20 protein-coding genes are annotated in these 18,042 nt (G+C 54.1%); 2 read left to right on the forward strand and 18 right to left on the reverse strand.

The window, feature by feature from the left end; translation table 11 throughout:
- Positions 1-146 precede the first annotated feature (146 nt).
- The gene (locus GJ668_RS09055; RefSeq protein ID WP_186342996.1) at positions 147-755 is read right to left on the reverse strand and encodes a hypothetical protein; all 609 of its coding nucleotides are present in this window, start codon (positions 753-755) and stop codon (positions 147-149) included.
- Positions 756-840: 85 nt separating this feature from the next.
- Entirely contained in the window at positions 841-1,491 is a 651-nt protein-coding gene (locus GJ668_RS09060) for a glycosyltransferase family protein (RefSeq protein ID WP_186342997.1), read from the reverse strand.
- 346 nt (positions 1,492-1,837) lie between these two features.
- Between GJ668_RS09060 and GJ668_RS09065 the strand changes: the two genes are divergently transcribed.
- Together GJ668_RS09065 and GJ668_RS09070 are read left to right on the forward strand one after the other, a co-directional pair.
- Positions 1,838-3,229 (forward strand): IS701 family transposase, encoded by a 1,392-nt coding sequence (locus tag GJ668_RS09065; protein WP_155449839.1) that lies wholly within the window; start codon positions 1,838-1,840, stop codon positions 3,227-3,229.
- The gene (locus GJ668_RS09070; protein WP_155449840.1) at positions 3,226-3,429 is read left to right on the forward strand and encodes a hypothetical protein; all 204 of its coding nucleotides are present in this window, start codon (positions 3,226-3,228) and stop codon (positions 3,427-3,429) included. The genes GJ668_RS09065 and GJ668_RS09070 overlap by 4 nt, the downstream gene beginning before the upstream one ends.
- A gap of 352 nt (positions 3,430-3,781) precedes the next feature.
- On the opposite strand, the gene GJ668_RS09075 is transcribed toward GJ668_RS09070, so the two are convergent.
- From GJ668_RS09075 to GJ668_RS09150, 16 genes are all read right to left on the reverse strand, one after another.
- A complete protein-coding gene (locus tag GJ668_RS09075) occupies positions 3,782-4,399 on the reverse strand; it encodes an FkbM family methyltransferase (RefSeq protein ID WP_186342998.1) in 618 nt (205 codons plus the stop codon).
- 354 nt (positions 4,400-4,753) lie between these two features.
- Positions 4,754-8,521 carry a glycosyltransferase gene (locus GJ668_RS09080; protein WP_155449842.1) on the reverse strand — a complete coding sequence of 1,256 codons (3,768 nt, stop codon included), beginning with the start codon at positions 8,519-8,521 and terminating at the stop codon, positions 4,754-4,756.
- Positions 8,522-8,699: 178 nt separating this feature from the next.
- Positions 8,700-8,948, reverse strand: a complete 249-nt coding sequence (locus GJ668_RS09085) for a hypothetical protein (protein WP_155449843.1) — start codon at positions 8,946-8,948, stop codon at positions 8,700-8,702.
- The gene (locus GJ668_RS09090; protein WP_155449844.1) at positions 8,945-9,289 is read right to left on the reverse strand and encodes a hypothetical protein; all 345 of its coding nucleotides are present in this window, start codon (positions 9,287-9,289) and stop codon (positions 8,945-8,947) included. Before GJ668_RS09090 ends, GJ668_RS09085 begins: the two co-directional genes overlap by 4 nt.
- A 55-nt stretch (positions 9,290-9,344) precedes the next feature.
- Entirely contained in the window at positions 9,345-12,197 is a 2,853-nt protein-coding gene (locus GJ668_RS09095) for a glycosyltransferase (protein ID WP_155449845.1), read from the reverse strand.
- A gap of 491 nt (positions 12,198-12,688) precedes the next feature.
- On the reverse strand, positions 12,689-13,135 hold the full coding sequence (locus GJ668_RS09100; RefSeq protein WP_155449846.1) for a hypothetical protein: 447 nt from the start codon (positions 13,133-13,135) through the stop codon (positions 12,689-12,691).
- Positions 13,136-13,192: 57 nt separating this feature from the next.
- Entirely contained in the window at positions 13,193-14,509 is a 1,317-nt protein-coding gene (locus GJ668_RS09105) for a sulfotransferase (RefSeq protein WP_246194754.1), read from the reverse strand.
- Positions 14,510-14,625: 116 nt separating this feature from the next.
- Complete coding sequence (locus tag GJ668_RS20920) at positions 14,626-14,760, reverse strand: hypothetical protein (RefSeq protein ID WP_155449847.1); 135 nt, start codon at positions 14,758-14,760, stop codon at positions 14,626-14,628.
- A 4-nt stretch (positions 14,761-14,764) separates the two neighbouring features.
- Entirely contained in the window at positions 14,765-15,025 is a 261-nt protein-coding gene (locus GJ668_RS09115; RefSeq protein WP_155449848.1) for a DUF2442 domain-containing protein, read from the reverse strand.
- Positions 15,026-15,028: 3 nt separating this feature from the next.
- The gene (locus tag GJ668_RS09120) at positions 15,029-15,286 is read right to left on the reverse strand and encodes a DUF4160 domain-containing protein (RefSeq protein ID WP_155449849.1); all 258 of its coding nucleotides are present in this window, start codon (positions 15,284-15,286) and stop codon (positions 15,029-15,031) included.
- A gap of 47 nt (positions 15,287-15,333) precedes the next feature.
- Positions 15,334-15,639, reverse strand: a complete 306-nt coding sequence (locus GJ668_RS09125) for a nucleotidyltransferase domain-containing protein (RefSeq protein ID WP_222930768.1) — start codon at positions 15,637-15,639, stop codon at positions 15,334-15,336.
- 340 nt (positions 15,640-15,979) lie between these two features.
- Positions 15,980-16,234 carry a DUF2442 domain-containing protein gene (locus GJ668_RS09130; protein ID WP_155449851.1) on the reverse strand — a complete coding sequence of 85 codons (255 nt, stop codon included), beginning with the start codon at positions 16,232-16,234 and terminating at the stop codon, positions 15,980-15,982.
- A gap of 15 nt (positions 16,235-16,249) precedes the next feature.
- Positions 16,250-16,510: a DUF4160 domain-containing protein gene (locus GJ668_RS09135; RefSeq protein WP_155449852.1), complete on the reverse strand. Its 261-nt coding sequence runs from the start codon at positions 16,508-16,510 to the stop codon at positions 16,250-16,252.
- A gap of 171 nt (positions 16,511-16,681) precedes the next feature.
- Positions 16,682-16,903, reverse strand: a complete 222-nt coding sequence (locus GJ668_RS09140; protein WP_155449853.1) for a hypothetical protein — start codon at positions 16,901-16,903, stop codon at positions 16,682-16,684.
- Positions 16,893-17,468 carry a PIN domain-containing protein gene (locus tag GJ668_RS09145; protein WP_222930769.1) on the reverse strand — a complete coding sequence of 192 codons (576 nt, stop codon included), beginning with the start codon at positions 17,466-17,468 and terminating at the stop codon, positions 16,893-16,895. The genes GJ668_RS09140 and GJ668_RS09145 overlap by 11 nt, the downstream gene beginning before the upstream one ends.
- 78 nt (positions 17,469-17,546) lie before the next feature.
- On the reverse strand, positions 17,547-18,008 hold the full coding sequence (locus GJ668_RS09150; protein WP_155449854.1) for a hypothetical protein: 462 nt from the start codon (positions 18,006-18,008) through the stop codon (positions 17,547-17,549).
- Positions 18,009-18,042: the final 34 nt, after the last annotated feature.

The following is an 18,042-nucleotide window of genomic DNA, read 5'->3' on the forward strand; positions in this document are numbered from 1 at the left end:
TCAGGCACTCAAGGACTGGCACGAGAAACGCCCCAAACTCTTCAAAAAACGTGTCTACAATCTCCGGGGACTTGACATTTCTTTAGATTTTTATAATTCTGACCGCTGGCCATACGTGATCCTGAGGGAGACCAGGTCTCTTTGACTCATTCGTAATATCCGTAGGATCTCGCTAATTCCCAAGCATCTTGAGCAGCGACACGATCAAGACTATAAAGTTCATCCCATGAAGTATTTTTATACTTCTTCCAGTCGGATCGTGAATCAATATCTTTTACGTTACGAGCAACTAAAGCATCTCTGTTTTCACTCAATTTTAATATACTACAAAGTAGCGCAAATTGATTTGAAAAATCCTCAAGCCTAATTCTAAAATCTGCTACTTCTTCCGCTCTTTTATTCCATGCAGTCCAAAACTTTGCGCACTGAACTGTAAGGTTCTCATTCTTACATTCCGGGCAATACGCAAAAATGTGAGACCATGCATGCTCATTGTTCGTATGATTCGATGAAATTACTTTAATAGGGTCTCGTACTAAATGAACAACATGCTCAAAAGCAACCCCTCTGCCATTGGCTTGCTTAGCCAAAACTTCCTTAATAGCAAATTGCCATGCAACAATACCGTCTGCACCCATCTTCTCATGTAAAACATCCATCCCAAGGCGACGTAAAACGGAAGTGACATAGTGAGTTCCACTTCGACCGCATCCTGTTACCAGTATTCGGCGAACAATAGGGTCTTTATTCATCATATATTACTTCTCTAAAAAATGTAACAAAAGGTTAGCTGATGCGCGATGGTCACGCCACCTACCGCGAACTCAAAAGAAAAAGTTATTAATCTTTAAAGCTTATCTTTTGCGATTGACGTGGCAAGCCGCTAAGTGTTTGATCTGCGTTATCAACATATATGGTTGAAAGCAACGGGAAGTACGCTCGGTGGGACAAGCTTTTATTCAGATAGCGCTGGCTGATCTCCAAGTAGTTCTTTTTATGGGCGGTTACCAATCTAACAGGTCCGTGCGCAACACATGGGAGTCCCGTATTAAAGTGATATTCACCAGGTATCACATAACATCGCGCAGTTGACTGATAAATACATTTAGTAAGAACACCCTGGTCACCGGCATCCATATTTTTTTCAAGAGCCAACAAATACTCACTTCGCCACATAGAAAAAATCTGACGTATCTCAGGAGTGTTCTTAAAAAGTATCATGCTTGAGCTTAGATCAGATAACGGTGAAGCTTTCTTTCGAAAGGAGGCGCGCGGCAACGCTATATCAAAATACTTAAGTATATCAAAAATGTCCTGCATATTATGAATAGCCAAAGTATCGGCATCTAAATACAAAGTCTCCTCGAAAGGCGTGTGCTTTATCCAATCTACTTTCATTTGGTATTTCCCTAATAATTCTGTTTTCTTCAGGATTACCTTATCAAAACATTTGACTTCCCTAGCTTGTTGGATGTATTCCTCATCAGTCATGACTGCGATAGCTATCTGAGGCAAAAATTTTTTTATCGATTGAGCTGACCTTATAGCCAAAGATAAATAGGATTCGCCAGTGTACCGACTAATTCCAGTTACAGTATACAATACTCCTCTGCTCATCATTTTACCTCGGGTTTTGCGTAGGTTATTATGGGTTCTAAAGTTTCCCACTTTTGCATGACACGTCATGTAGCGTGTTCGAGTCATGCACGGTGTGCGTCGGTATGATCCAAACGCCGTTCTGATCCAGGCCTCTTGGGGCGGAAAACGGACTCACGGTGGACTACGCTCATAGGGTGTAAACGTCCACTGAACCGTCCTAACCCGGAGTCCGCTTCCCATGTCGATCTTATCCACACTCCTTGACGAGTTCCACGCCGTTTTTCCGCGCGGCGTTCGCGGCCAACTGCATGGGTCCTGCTTCCTGCTGACGCTCAAAGCCCTGCTCATTCCGCTGGCCCCGGCGCGGGCGTCCAGTCTGCGCCGTGTCATCGCCGTGGTGTTCGGTGTGACGCTCTCGCGCTCGGCCTACTATCGCTTCATGGCCTCAGCGCGCTTGCCCTGGAAGGCGCTGTGGGTGCGCCTGTGGCGCGGTACCCCGAGTCCGCTCACCGATGGGCGCCTGATCATGGGGCTGGACGATTCGATCAACCCCAAGACCGGACGTAAGATCTTCGGGTGTCAGACCACCTTTGATCATGCGGCCAAGCCGAATCAATCCGCCTATCCGTGGGCGCAGACGATTCTGTTGCTCGGGCTGCTCAAGCGCGTCCATGGACGCTGGGCCTGTATTCCTTGGGCCTTTGCCTGGTATCTACGCCTGGCGACCTTGCGCCTGGGCTGTCAGCGCCTGCGCGGACGCGCCATTGGCTTCGAGACCAAGTTCGCTCAGGCTACACGCCTGCTGCGGTTCTTAGCCGTCGTGTTTCCCAAGACCCCGATCCTGGTCGTCGCCGACAGCTGGTTTGGCAACAACGGACTCTGGAAGCCGATGCGTCAGGCCCTCGGCCCACAGGTCGATCTGCTGGCCCGGATGCGCGTTACCACCGCCCTCTACGATTTGCCGCCCCCGCCGAGCGGAACACGCGGACGTCCGCCCAAATACGGCCCGCGTCTGGGCACCGTGAAAGACCTCGCTGAGCGTCTGCGTCCAGAGGCCCGCTGTGAAACCCTCCAACTCTATGGACGTCAGCAACCGGTACAGTTCGCCGAACGCCTCGTCATGCTCAAGACCCTCAAACGCCGTGTGCGCCTCGTTTGCGTCTTTCGGCGCTCCCACTACGTTGCCCTCTTCACCACCGATCTGACCCTCACCCCCGCGCAGATCATCGAATTCTATGCGGTAGTTGTCAGCATACTTGTCGCCTGCATCGGTGTGAAGTCACTTAAGAGACAAGCCAGGGTTCAGGTTGGCACTGGGGTTGGGCAAGATGACCATGATCGGGTCTCTGTGGCCTGTAGGCCGCTCCAGTGCTGGGGATGTGGCCCATGTCGCTCTGGTGCTGAGAGCGGCTTTGAGACAGGATCTGAGCATCCTCGCCTACTCGATGTATTAAGAAAGATCGCAAGAGCAAACGACATGTATTCTGACACTGAGGGTATGGGGCTCGGTGGAAACTCGAATCCGGGTTCAAAGAAATCAAACAGGACATCGGCAGCGCTCAGACACAAGCGCGCACCCCCGAAGCCGTCGACAACCACCTCAACTTCTGCCTGCTGGCCACCGCCTTGACCTGGATCTTCGGCGACAGCCTCACCCAGGCCCCGGACCGACGCTACGCCACGGCGCGTCGCACCCAGTACACCTTCGCCGATCTGCGCCGTGCCTTCGCCAAGGCCCTGACCGGGGAGAATTTTGAGGGGGATTGCGCCGCTCCCAGCAAACCCCCGCCAAATTCCATCGCCGACGCCCTACTCAGGCTGGTCGCCTAGGGCCAAAAACGGGAAACTTTAGATGGGTTCAGCTAAGCTCGACTTTGGCCATTTTCCCTGATCAGTAACTCCTTTTCAATCAGTAACTTACAAGGCGCAAGAAAAATAGCGAGGGGTCAAAATCCGGCGTTCGTGCGTCCAGACCCCCTCTAATTTTCCACCCCTACGGAGTTTCAAGCACTTAGCTGGCTGTGGGAGTCCAAAAATGGCCAAAGTCGAGCTAAGTACATTAATCCAATTTCTTGTAACTTAAAGCCATTTGTAATTATAATAATTATTTTTTAATTGAGTTAAGAATTTTGATGTTGAGGCACTTCTCCCGAACGTTTTGAGCCTTCCGGCGTCGCACTTTTTATCGGAATGGCTCCCAAAGACCTTTATCGAAATTGCTTATTGGCGGCCTCATTCTGACTGCAAGAGGGTTTCGCACGAATATCAGGTCACATTGATAAAGTGCTGGCCCGTAATAGACCAAATCAACAATGTCCCAAAGCTGGAAGCCAGCCTCTTGGCAAGATCTGAGCCTCGCACCAAGCGTGGCAAAAGTAGCTTCGATTATTATCACTGAAGCGCGCTTTAAGTGCTCGCCGAAACCTAGTAGTACTTCTAGATCTTTTCCATCCACATCGATTTTCAGTAAGAAGTTTGGATCCACAGTGATGCTTAAGGAGTCAAACCGCCTTATTTCCATCGGTGAACATTTAATTATATTCTTCCCATCCACATCAACAGGCTTCTCTAGTATCTGACTATGAGTCGCTGAATTTCCTCCTGCTACATTTTTCTCAACCAGCCAAGCATCATAATCCCGATCAGATAAAGCTACACAAAAAAGCTCATGTTCTAGTGACTGATATTTGCTGGCGATGGGATCGCGAAAGTGTTCCATTGGCTCAAAGAGGTAATGTTTTGCCTTCGGAAACGCAGATATGAGTTCCGGCGTGCCAAAATTCACACCGACGTCGATCACATTCTTTATATCCAGATGCTCCCGGATACGCCGCAGAACATCGATCTTAGATGGTCGGGGTGCCGTCATTACTCTAACCCTCTGAACTACTGTCTGCTATGGCCTTGATTATGGCTTGGATCTACTAGCTGCAGTAAACCCAGTTCATCAGGGAAACAGCCTGATTTTGCGACCTCAAATTAGCCATTTTTTCCGCATCGCTAGTTTTTGGATCAGGCGTGCCCAAGATCTTTGTTATCAGTTAAAAGAAATGAACTTATAACCCCTACTAGGCTACATAGCAAAACACTAAAATAACCTCCCCGCGCATCGCGTTCCCACACTGCGGACGAAAGACCCCTCTTGAAGAGATTGTCACGATTTACAACTTCGAAGGTAAGTATATTGACCAGCTATATTTTTTTGTTCTCTGACAAGATTACCGCTATCAGTAACTTGAATTAAAGAATAAACTGTATCGATTAGCGGAAAAGAATCAAAAGCTTGCATCCTTTCAGTTAGATCAACCAGAGTGTCTATCTCCGCTAAATATTCTTTTTTTAATTCTCTACTTAACTGCCCGATGCGCTCATGGAAAATGCCAAGGGCTTTATTTACAGGAACAATTTCTTCTGTTTCTGCAAAACGACGCCATAGGTTCCAGTCGCCCGCAAGACCAAGTCGTGAAAAATCCATTTTTACTGAAATTCTTTTCCACATAAACCCTCGGAAATAGGTGCCTTCTTGCTGCAAGAATGGCCAAAAATGACCATCACATAAGCCGCGACGTAGCACTTCACTATTAACAGGCAAATGATGCTCACTAACCTTGTTACTTAACGACTTAACACAGGTTTTTCCAGTAACCCAATTAATAGAAACATCAGGCATTTGGTCAATGAAAGACAATAATCCACACGAACCGGCTGTTAGCGTATCATCCGCATTGAGCCACGTCATCCAGTCCTCGTCCCGTATCGGAAGAGCCTCAAATCCTTTCGCAACCGCATCATACATACCAGTATCCGTTTCAGACCGCCACGTCATCGTCAATAACCGACATCTTCCCTGCAATTCGCCGCTTTCAATTCGCTTTTTCCAGCTCTCGACTACCTGGATTGTTCCGTCGGTTGAGCCACCATCTTGAATATGATAGTAGAGTTCAAAATCTCCCTCTTGGTTAACAACACTCTTAATACAGCGTTCAATATATTCAGCTCCATTAAGCACCGGCGTAACCAAGAATATTCTAGTCGTAGCCGAATCATCACGCCGCTCATAATCTACAATCGTTTGTTCAGTGCTCTTTCTCTCTATCGGCTTTGAGAACAACCAAAGGTCATGCGCAATCGCCTTTGTCTCTCTCCCAACATCACGATCCGCCCATAATGATGTAAATCTTCGATACAACTCTTGGCTCATCCCTTCAGACTCAATTAGCTTGGTTAGCTCTTCAAATCTCTTCCGCAACCCTTCTTCAAAGCAGCCTGCAACCGTTCTTAGCCCTGAGCTTAGTGCTTGAGGTATTGCGCAAAACAACGAAATATTTCGCGCAATAGCAAGTAACTGTCCATAGCCAAGAACAAGCTTTGGCTTATTGGATAAACCGGGTGAACGACGGTCATAAATTGACCCTACATATGCACTATAACACCACTGTCCCTCTCGCGAGGTAGAGGCAAGTCTCATTTTGAGCGCCCAGTCTTCATAAAGATCAAAGTAAGGATCGAAGCCCCCGACACGCTCATACAATTTTTTGGGTATCAGCAGATCCCTCGGAACTGGAGCGCTACGAGACGCAAGCAATTGTAATAATTTGTCGGGCGGCGCATTGTGATACTCGCTGCTATCTAAGCGCGCAGGACCGGTTTCAGTCAGCGTCAACGTGTCACTGAACGCAACGTTATTCGGATTATTCCCGAGCGCGGCGAACTCAGCCTCTAGCTTTTCCGGCGCAAAGAGGTCATCACCGTCCAAGGTCGTTACAAAATCCGTATTAAGTGCTTGAAAACCTAATCTACGGGCCATTGCAACTCCGAGATTATCGGCGTTTCTAATCAACTTAAGCGAGAACTGAGTGCAGTTTGATTTAACCTTGCGAAGAAGTTCAAATGACGCATCGCTGGATGCATCATCTACAACGACAACTTCATCTGGAAGCCTCGTTTGCCCCATCAACGAAGCAAGCGTATGTTCAATCGTGCTTTCGTTGTTATAACAAGTCACGACAACACCAATTGAGAATTGGCACGTCTTACTTCCCTTCGTCTGATTCTGTTCAAAGCCCGGTCGACGATATTGCTCTTTGCTAAGTAAGCTCCAAGGGGGGAAGATATCTTCCATATTTTTTTTTTCCAAATTTTTCTTTATCTCATCTAGGCTGTATCCAAGCTCAGCAATTACGTCAGGCGGAATTAAATCGAGACATTTTGTGAGCGCCCTTCTATTTTTTACTGTCTTAATCCCATCGAGCCATTTAAATGGATTGTTGACTGGTTTAGTATTTTTGTACACGGACTCAGGGTCACCAAATGCAAATTTTCGCGTGCTGGATGCTTTTGAGTATTCGATGTAGTCGTCCGAGTATGGTATGCCGAGATACTGGCATATTCCTCGCACTTGTGATTGTGGCTCGGCGACGAGATCCTCGTATTTGACAACGTGCTTTTTAGACCCGTTATTCAAATATCTGGCTAGGCTTTTGAAACCTTCCGTGAAATCATATCTGTAATATTCGTCATTAAATACACTATCAAAATCTCCTCGTCGCCAAGTTTGCGCATAGGAAGTAATTACGGCAGCAGGATTCCTTAAAAGGACAATAAACTTTGCGTTTGGGTATAGCTCTTGGATTTTTTCGGCGATGTAGATGTACCGCGGCGTCTTGTCCAGAAAATATTTCTTCTGCGTCTGCTTCATTGCTGCGGAGTATACTGCATCCGCATAGACTTTTTGAGCATGTTGTACGGCATTCGGACTACCGATATCTTTTTGAAAAATACTGATGGCCTCTGATGCCAGTTCAGTGCAGTAACGCGTTTTAGTTAGGTTATGATCGGTGCCAGCCAGAAGAGGAAGCATTACCCAAGGTTCGCTCGCAGTTCCAATCATCCTAGTGTTTTCTAAAATTTTCTGCAGCAACGTTGAGCCAGAACGCGGCATGGAAATCAGAAAAATTAACCTGTTTTCTACGTTGCTTAAAATGCTATTTAAGTGCTTGTTCGTATTGAACGTTTGTGGATTAACCCATTTTCCTTGGGTCGCTAACAGAGACCGATAAAAATCGTCAATTTCCTGTCTGTCGATTCGTGGGTGCTGGTATTTTCTCACGACTTGCCAGCGTTCAAGCGTCCTTTCGTAAAAGTCCGAACTTATCCCTACTGGTTCTATCTGACTGACGGCCCATGGAAGCTGCCGAAATGACGAACCGCCTGTGTATAAGCGATATAGGAGATCGTAGTCAGATACAATGCGATACGCTTGGTTATATTTGTTGTTTTTGATTTGTGACGTTTTGAAAAAAACTGACTGATGCGAACAAACCATCCCTTTCCATAGGTTTTCGATATCACCCGCTGAGGTAACGTTTGGCGAAACGAATATGCAGTCGCCATACAAAACATCATGTTTCGTGCCTTCGTCTACGTTATCCAGAAACTTGGATACTATCGTATCATCTACCAAGGTATCGCCAGAATTAAGGAAAAGCGTATAGTCTGACTCTGACAGACTTATGCCTAAGTTCATTGCATCATAAACACCTACATCTTTGCCATAAATCGCGATGTCAATATCTGAGGCTTTGTCATGCAGATAGTCGAGCGAACCGTCATCGGAGTAACCATCTATTACTATATATTGTATTTGCCCTCGCGCTGTTTGCTTAAGCACACTTTCAACAGTGCTCGCTAAACCTTTTTTATTGTTAAGATTTACGGTAACTATAGATAGCGGTTTGCGGCTTGAAAAACACCTAACTTCTTGCCAAACATTAGCGCACTTACAAATATTCAATGCCAAAAGACAGTCGTGACGTGATACAACGCTGGACGAGATCTGTGAATTGATGACCGCCGCGAGTTTTGACAACTGATTGTTGTTAAATAGCTCGCGAATTTCGCGTGAGAAATTTTTCTTTTCCATCTGCAGTCGCTAATAAAAAGTGGAATGGAGGCAATTTCCTAACGCATCGAATGCACTTGCGGTTCAGTGCCGCATTGCCGTTGCAGTTCAACACATTTCGGATAAAAAGAGTTTTCCAGATCTCTCAAATCTTGCTGGCTTTCGCTTAATTACGGAAGCCAGACTGATGTGCGCAAAATCATGCGTAGGTATGCCGGTAGGTTCGGGTCGTCATGACCGAAACACGATTGACCTCAATCCAGCAACGGATGGCCTCACTGCTTGGAGTCGCGTTACGGGTCACCTCATGCAACACCATATCGACGATATGCACCGGCCAGTTGGGCTTGAGCAACAGATCGAGTACTTGCCCGTAGGCCAGAGTGATCAGGGGCCCAGCATCCGGCAACAGAAAGACCGGCGCCCGATTGGCGATGACATCGCTCATCCGGCCAGCGCATTGAGTTCCGCCACCATGCCGCGCGTCGTGGCTTCCGATAGACGCGGCATCGGCAAATGCGCCTGCATCATCAGCAAAAACAGATCCTCATCCGTACCGATGCCCAAGGCACGCATCGCCGCCAGATCGTCAATACGCCCCAGGGCAAAATCGAGCAGGATACGATAGTTCTGATTACCCACGGCTTCAGCCAATTCGAAGGTTTCGACGAGATAGCGCAACTCGGTATTGAAAATGGCGTTCACCGAGGTCTCCGTCTTGGCCGCGATGCGCTCCGCACGCTTGAGCAGGTCGCGATCAACCACACCGGTAAAATTGACTGTCGCCATCAGTGTACTCCTTGATTGTATGGTAATTGGGGCGCAAAACGAGATCAAATGCACTTCATGCCGCCTTCAACGCCCCCATGAACTCAAACAACGCCTCATCCGCCACCCGCAAGCGCCGCTCATAAAACCGCCGCGCCCCCAGCGCCAAACGTTCAGCCAACGCCCGATCCTCACCAATCGCCCGCACCGCCCGCACGATCTCCGACACATTCGCCGCCTCGACCACCAACGCCTCCTCCCCAGCCCGAACCTCCAACCCCAAATGACTGCGCGCCAACACCACCGGCCGCCCCATCGCAAAATACTCCGGCAGCTTACTCGGAATCCGCTGATCATTGAACGCCCCCGGCTCCCCCGGCTGCACCAACACATCCGCCGCCGCCAGAATCTCCGGCACCTGCTCACGCTCCACCCAACCCAACTCCCGCACCTGAGGCGCCGGCGCCAACCCCTCCAACGCCCCAGACGCCCCATTCACCCCAGTACGCACCAACACCGTCGACCGCCCCAACCGATTCAACTCCGCCACCGCCCGATACAACTCACCCACCTCGCCCCGATTCGCCGCATGCACATTGCCCGTATACACCACAACACCCGCCTCATCCCCAATCGCCAACGCCTGCCGCAACGCCCGATTGAGCGGACGCGGATAAAACAACCGCTCATCCACCGGCGCCGACAACACCAGCGACGGCCGACCATAACGATTGAAACGCCCCAGCGTCTCGATCACCAACGTCAACCCATCGGCCCGATCGAGAAACCAACGCCCGCGCAGCGGATGATAGCGATGCTCCGGAATGCAACGATCCAACTCAGCCAACGACAACCGCGCCAACTCCGCAAAAGGACGCCCCAGCGCCACCTCAGTCAGATGCTCCTCATTGTCCTCGAGATGCACCACCAGCGGACACCGCCAACGCCCGCGCACACCCTCAACAAACCGCCGCACGATCTCACGCGGCGTCCAGGCATGCACCAAATCCGGACCACGCCCATCCCGAAAACCGGCCCCCGACGCCTCACCCAAAACCTGAGTGTACGACCGCACCCGCAGCGAAACGCTCGACGCCGCATACAGCCCATCCGGAACCGCCACCGTGCAATCCGCCCCCCGCGCCAACAACAGCGCCGCATGGAGCTGGACGTGATAACCATTGTTACTGTCGAACTGATGCGGCAACACGAACAGCACATTCAAACTCGCCCCGTCCGCCTCACCGCCCTCCGCCGCCAACGCCCGAGTCCGCTCACCCCAGAGCGCCTTGAACCGCCGATGATTGCGCTCGATGCGCGCATTCGTCAGCGCCCGATCGCGCCGGCGCGTACTGCTCTCGGCATGGCGCAGCCCCAATTCAGTCAGACACCAGGCCCGCTTGCCCAGATCGCGGGTCAGACGCAGACAGAAATCGATGTCCTCCAACCCATAGTCATACTCAGCCGAAAAACCGCCCAACCGCCTGAAATCGCGCCGCCGACACAGCAAAAACGCCCCCGTCACCGCCGGCTGCCATCCACCCCCGGACCGCGCCCCCGACTCCAGAGAGCGCTCGAGACTCGCCTGACGAATCTGACGCGGCTGATAGTACCCACGCGCCTCAGTCCAGACAAAGTCGATCCCCAGATGCTGAATCCCCGCCTCCTGCCCCGGCGGCAGACTGTCAGGATCATCATCGAGCCGCACGCCCACACAGCCGATCTCAGGCTCGGCCAGCTTCGCCAGCGCCGCCGGCAAGGCATCCGCACTATACACAATATCGTTATTCAGAAACAGCAGATTGGGATAACGCGCCCAGGCCGCCCCGAAATTACAGGACGCCGAAAAACTGTGATTCGCCCCGCGCCGCAGATGCCACAGTTCGCACACCGCACGATAACGCTCGATCACCGCCGCCGTCTCATCGCCCGGATCATCGAGCGCCCCATGATCGACGACGATCAACTCCACCGGACGCAGGCTGTTAGTCGCCACAAAGGTGCGCAACAACCGATCGAGCAAGGCCGCGCCATTCAGCGTCAGGATGATGATCGACACCCCGCCACGGTCTTGGCCCCAGACCTCGGACAAGGCACGCCACAACGGCCCGAACCAGGGCACGACACCGAAACGCACCAACTCAGGCGCCAGCCGGCGTGGCCCGACATGACCACGCCCATGCGACTCCAGCAGCGACCGCACAACCGAATGATTCGCCGCATTGGCCACGGTGACGCCATCGAAGGCGTCGGCCAGACCAACGGCGAGACGAGTGCCGGTGTTGCCGATCAGCGAACCGAATGGCTCCGGCGACCATTGATCGAGCTTGAGCGGCGCCTCGGCCCCGACGAAGGCCAGCTCCTCATCATCGATATCGACGAGGACAGAAGCCTCCCAGAGCCATTTGTACAGCAACCCGATGAGAATGTTTGGCAGGCGCGGCTTGGAGAGATGCACCAGATCATAGGGATGCGCCAGCACCAGTTCGAGCGCCTGCTCGATGAAGCGGCATTCATCCTCGACCAATAGACTGCGCACAGGGATCGGCGTGCGGCGGATCGGCGCCCAGATCTCGCGCCCCCAACTCGGAAAAAGACAGCCGATGATCTCGACCTCGACCAGTGACTGATAGAGCCGCGCCAGCGTATCGACCCGCCCAGCCGGGTTGTGCCCCAGCGACCAGCCGCACACCGCCACACGCGGGGCCGCGTTCGTCGTCACACGTTCACGGCGATAGCGTTGACGGGCAAGCGCCAGACTGTCGGCAATCGCCAGCGTCTCGGCCAACTCGGGCGCTTGCATCAGCAACCGCGCATACTCGGCCACGGCCTCGGCATAACGCCCGACACGCCAGGCCGCGTTACCCTGGCTGAGCTGAAGCGACGTCGGCGCCCGCGTCGAAACGACTGCACCGGATGACGGCGCCATCAAGTGGCCGATACGCGAAGACATACGAACGGAGTGACTTGCGAGACTTGACTGACTTGGGCGCAATCGAACAACGGCTCGTCACAGGGCAACAGCTCGCCGCTCTGAACCGCCGGCCCCGCCTGACTCAACGCCGTCGAGCCGGACACCGGATGCGAAGAAGACACCATCGACGCCGGATCGGGCGTCGTCACCGAAGCCGCCACAGCCGTCGATGCCACACCCGAACGCGCCCGAACGCCCGACTGACGACCCTTGTTACGACTTTTCTGACGACTGCGCTGACTCACTGACTCAATATCCCTTGAGCATTCCCTGCGTGTAAAAACGGGTCGGATCATAACAAAACACTCGCCACCCGGCCAAGCCGACGGACGAACGGCGGCGAGTTGCGCAGCGATGGAGCCATTGTGGTGAGCCGATCCATCGCAGCGGCCATCCGCCGATGCGGAGGCGCTGGACGCTGACGGGGGCGCTGGGCTGGGCATGGGTTAGCGGGCATCGTGGCGATCTGTTGCGCGTTCGGTCACGACTTGATTCCGCAGCGCATTGACCGCCGCTTCAGTTAAGCCGGCGGCGCTTGCAATTTGCTCATCGGTCAGGAGATTGCGTGCCACGGCTTCTCGGCCTTCTTCGCGACCTTCCCGCTTGGCTTCATTCAGAAACGAGACTTCATCGTGCAACGCCCGCTCGCGCACGAAAGCCTGGCGGCGCGCCTCTTCATCGGCACTGAGGGCGCGCAGGCGATTCATGGCCTTGATCACGGGTTCGTGAGTGATGGCGGTCATGGTCAGTTCCTCCTGCCAGTGTTTAAAGAAGGTAATCCAGGTGCGTAGCGGTCCTGGGGGCAGCCCGAGGCGGTCGGCCTTGTTGAGTTCGATCAGGTTGAGCTGGAATATGTTGCCGAGTGTGACCTGGGGCTGAGTCTCATCGCGCATCTCAAAGCGCCAGATGGCTTGCTGACGTTCGGCCTTGGGGCGGTGAACAGATCGAAGTCAATCCAGACGGTAGTCGAGCCGGTCGAGCAAGGTTTGAAACGCCTCGGACGCACACGCCTCCTGCTCCAAGGTGGGCGGATGCGCACGACGCGGGCGGGGACTGATGCGGTCACCGTGTCGACCACTGTCGCCGGACAACTCGATGGCCGAAAACGACTCGATGAAGTCAGGATTGTAGCCGAGCCCAAGCCCCTCACAGATGCGCTGCATCGTCGCCGCCGGATCGGCCACGAAATCCTCATAGCGAATCAGCGGACAGCCCGCATGCGCATCGAGAAACGCATGAACGCGACGCGCATACTCATCGAGCGTCGGCGGACTGAAATGCTGCACCCAGCCGGTGTCTTGCAGACTCAAAAAGGTATCGAACGGATGGCGCACCGTCACCAGCGCCCGCGTCGGATAGACACGCCCGACGATCGCACGCAGCGTAGGCCGCTCAGCAACCGCCTCGCCGAAATGGAACTGACCATGACTATGCTCGCGCAAAACGAGATGCTCACCCTGACGCCGCGCCTGCGCATAAAGCACCGCCAGACCGGCCAGGAACAGCTCGATCTGAGTCTCGGTGTCGGCGGGAGGCGAGCCAAAACGACTGAGGCCAATGAGATCGGTCGGCAAAAAGCGGCCGGGCACGAACGGACTCAGAGGATCGACTTCGCTCAACACCCAGGTATCGGGTTGAGCCGCGATACAGCGACTGATCAGCGTGCCGCCCGTACACGCAAGATGATGGATCAAACGCACGGGCGGCGGCCACTGCCCCGCTCCCGAATCGACGCCCATCGCTCTCCGAGCGGGACGATGCCGTCGATCACGCGGCGGCTCCAGCTTGGGCAGATCGCCGCCATCGAATTGATGGCGAATTCGCGCCTGCATCAATAGCTCGGGATCATTACCCGGCGCACCGACCGTCAGCGCCGTTTCGAGGTGACGCAGGGCGCCGGCCTCCTGACCCGCCAGCACCGTGGCACACCCCAGCGTGTTATAGACCCCCGAGATCAACATCCGCTCGATCAGCGTACGATCACAGCCCCACTCATGCGCCAGACGCACCAGACGGCGCGTCTCCTCAGCCTGCCCGAGCTGCTGATGCCCGGCCGCCGCCAACAGCGCCAGCCGAGCGCGGCGCGGATGATGCGCAAAATCATCGGGATCGAGTACGGCGAGCCGGTTCCAGTCACCGAACTGCCATTGAGTGAGGGCACGGTCGAACAGTTGCTCGTCACAGGGCAACAGCTCACCGCTCTGAGCCGCCGGCCCCGCCTGACTCAACGCCGTCGAGCCGGACACCGGACGCGAAGCAGACACCATCGACGCCAAATCGGACGTCGCCACCGAAGCCGCCACAGACGTCGACGCCACACCCGAACGCCCCCGCGCACCCGACTGACGACCCTTGTTACGGCTTTTCTGACGACTCCGCTGACTCACGGTATCTGCCGCCTCTTTACAGCCTGCGGCGACATATCGACACCGCTGACCTGCTTCCCGCGCGACGCAAACAGCGTGGCGGTGGGCAGATCGATATCGCCGTGGCCGATCATGGAAATGCGGTTGAACATGGTTTCAGGCGGCTTCCTTGGCTTGTCTTTGCAGGAGCTCAAACAGGTATTCGGGCGCAAGATCAGCACCATTCGCCCAGGTGACGGTGCCGAGTTCCGGATGCTGGTGAGCGGTTTTGAATAACTGCGGATCTTTCAGCGGCTCGAAGACCTCGCCCCAGAGTTCGTTCGATAAATCGATTTCGCCGCTAACGCCATTGTTGAAAGTGACTTGCAATCGGTAGGCTTCGCGGGGCTCGATGCTTAGGGTGTGCAAAAAGGGCATAGCTTACTCCAAAGGCGGCACTGGGTGGAGTGGCTTGCGCTGGATGGCGAAATTCCAATTCTGCATCAGTGGCTCTTGATTGAGGTCAGCCCACTCAAGCACAGCACGCAGCGCACGCTTGGGAAACTCACCACGGACGACACCGGTTTCGATTTCAACAGCGATTTCGTAGTCACCGTATCGTGCATGAAAATGCGGCAACGGGTGATCACCCCAGTTCATGTAGATGATGATACCGAGAAATCGCGAGATCTCAGGCATACGCCGCTTCCAGCAGTCTGTCGCGCATGCGTGCGGCGGCCTGCTCGCTATGCGTGCTCATACAACACCTTCCCTTCGCGCACGGCGGAATACACAGGCGTACTCCACCAATCACGCTTCTTCTCGAATTCCGCCACCGTCATCAGCACGATATCGACACCCACCTCGACACCGCAAGCCGCGCGATGCAGCCTGAGATACTCGTTCGCCGGATCCGGGATCTCCTGCTCGACGACGAGAAAATCCAGATCCGAACCGGTATCCGCCTCACCGCGCGCATAGGAACCGAACAAAATCACCTTCAGCGGCGCATGAGCGGCCGCCGCGATTCGCTGAGCCGCCGCCTCGATCATCGTCTGACTCAGCATCGGTGCATCCTCTGGAACAGCGCCACATTCGCCCGCGCACCCGACTGACGACCCTTGTTACGGCTTTTCCGACGACTACGCTGACTCACTGACTCAATATCCCTTGAGTATTCCCGGCGTGTGGCCAAACGGGCCGGATCATAACAAAACACTCGCCACCCGGCCAAGCCGACCGACGCCCAACACCCACCGCTACAGACGCGCGGTGCCGGCCTGCTTCCCGCGCGCCGCAAACAGCGTGGCGGTGGGCAGACCGATATCGCCGAGGCCGATCATGGAAATGCGGTTGAACATGTATTGCTTCTCGCTATTTACAGGCCGTAGGCTAGTTGATGACCCACTCGCCTGATTCCTTGATATGGTTATGCATGGCATCCGGCGCCAAATCCAGCTCACCCGGCCAAGTCACAAAATAATCATTGACCATCAGTTTGTTGAATTCTGCCGGATCGCGTAATTTCGCAAAAACACCGCGATAGGCCGTTGGCTGAAAACGGACTTTGCCTTCGAGACCATCGGCAAATTTGACATAGATACAGCCATGCTCCAGAACACTGGCCTCTGTTACGTCCCAATCCATCCTCGCTCACCCTCTTTATTCCAGCGGCGCAATCTCGTCGGGTTGCTGATGCTGTTGGCACAGTTCCCAGTCACGCAGCAACTCACTTTGGTGCAATTCAGCCCAGTCAAGCACCAACCCGGCGGCTCGACGCGGCAACGTTCCATCGATGATGGCGAGTGCGCGAATGTCGATAGTAGCGCGATAGTCACCATATTCGACATGAAAGTGCGGCGGCGCATGCTCATTGAAGAACATTCGAATGACGATACCGAAAAAGCGGCTGATGATTGGCATGGTCTTCACACGTTCAGGGCGTTTCGAATACGCACAGCAGCCAAACCGCCGCCATAGGGATCGCCGCCGCCACACCCGAACGCCCCCGCGCGCCCGACTGACGACCCTTGTTCCGGCTTTTCCGACGACGACGCCGACTCACGTGACCGACTGCCCCTGTCTGCGCTCGTGTTAGTGCGGCAACTCATCATTACGGTCGAGTTGGTCTGCAAGACTGTTGGCGGCCACGGCGATTTCATCGAGGCTCATATCGGGCAGCCCAGTTTTACGCCATTCGGTGTAATCGAATTTGTCCCGCGATACGGCGGCCAAAAAGCGTTCGGCCTCAACCAGCCCGAGTGCACCGATGAGCGCCTGCATGCCGGCCAGACGAATTTCCGCCTCAGTCCTCATACCAATTCTCCAGAATCGCCAACGCCTCAGCCGGTCTTTCCGCGTTGATCCGACCGATCATCTTGCGACACTTTTTGAGCAATCGATCATCGGTGCTCACAAAAATATCCACTTGTGCCGCCAGCGCCGAGGCCACATGCAAGGCGTCGAAGCGTGCCAGGCCATGTCCTTCGAGCTGCGTGGCCGTTGCGATGATATCCGGCGTGGACCGGACACAACAGGCCGCCAATCTTCTCCACTGAAAGATGGCTTGCCGATGTTCCGGGAAGGGATTTTTACTGCATTCGAAGTCGAGTACGGCCGACCAGGCCAGCTTGCACCGACCGGCGTGGATGCTCTCTTGGATGAGCAGTTTCGCCTCGGTTTCCAAACGAATACGCGCCTGCGACTGATCGTCATAGGGACGATTGAAGCAACACATGTCCAGGTAGATAAGTTTCATGCCAGGGTAGCGAGCCTGAGCGTCGACGCCACACCCGAACGCCCCCGCGCGCCCGACTGACGACCCTTGTTCCGGCTTTTCCGACGACTCCGCTGACTCATTGACTCCGTATCCCTTGAGCATTCCCGGCGTGTAACCAAACGGGCCGGATCATAGCAAAACATCCGCCACCCGACCAAGCCGACCGACGAACGGCGCCGACTAGAGATAACGCATCGCGCCGATGACGACCATCACGCCCGAAACGATGAATCCCACCAGCCACATGAAGTGCCTGTCGTGGCGCTTGAGCATCTCGTCGAAACGCTTGTCGACCTGCTCGAAACGCTTATCGATCTGCTCGAAACGCTTGTCGACCTGCTCAAAGCGCTTGTCGACCTGCTCAAAGCGCTTGTCCATGTCGGCCTTCATGAGATCTAAGCGCTTGTCCATGTCGGCCTTCATGAGATCCAAGCGCTTGTCCACTTGCTCGATGCGCTTGTCGACCTGCTCGAAGCCCTGAAGCATCAACTCACGCTGATGCTTCAGCTCCTCCTCCACCCGCACCATGCGCTCACGCAGCTCCACCTCATAGACCACCGGCGGCTTGCCGAGACTCTGCTCAGCCAGCCACTCCCCGAGATGCTGCTTGATGAACACAATGTCTTCTTGCGCCAATGCCATGACGGTCCCCTCTCTAACGGCCACGCGATCTCCA

Source organism: Allochromatium palmeri, assembly GCF_009720725.1.
Lineage (GTDB): Bacteria > Pseudomonadota > Gammaproteobacteria > Chromatiales > Chromatiaceae > Thermochromatium > Thermochromatium palmeri.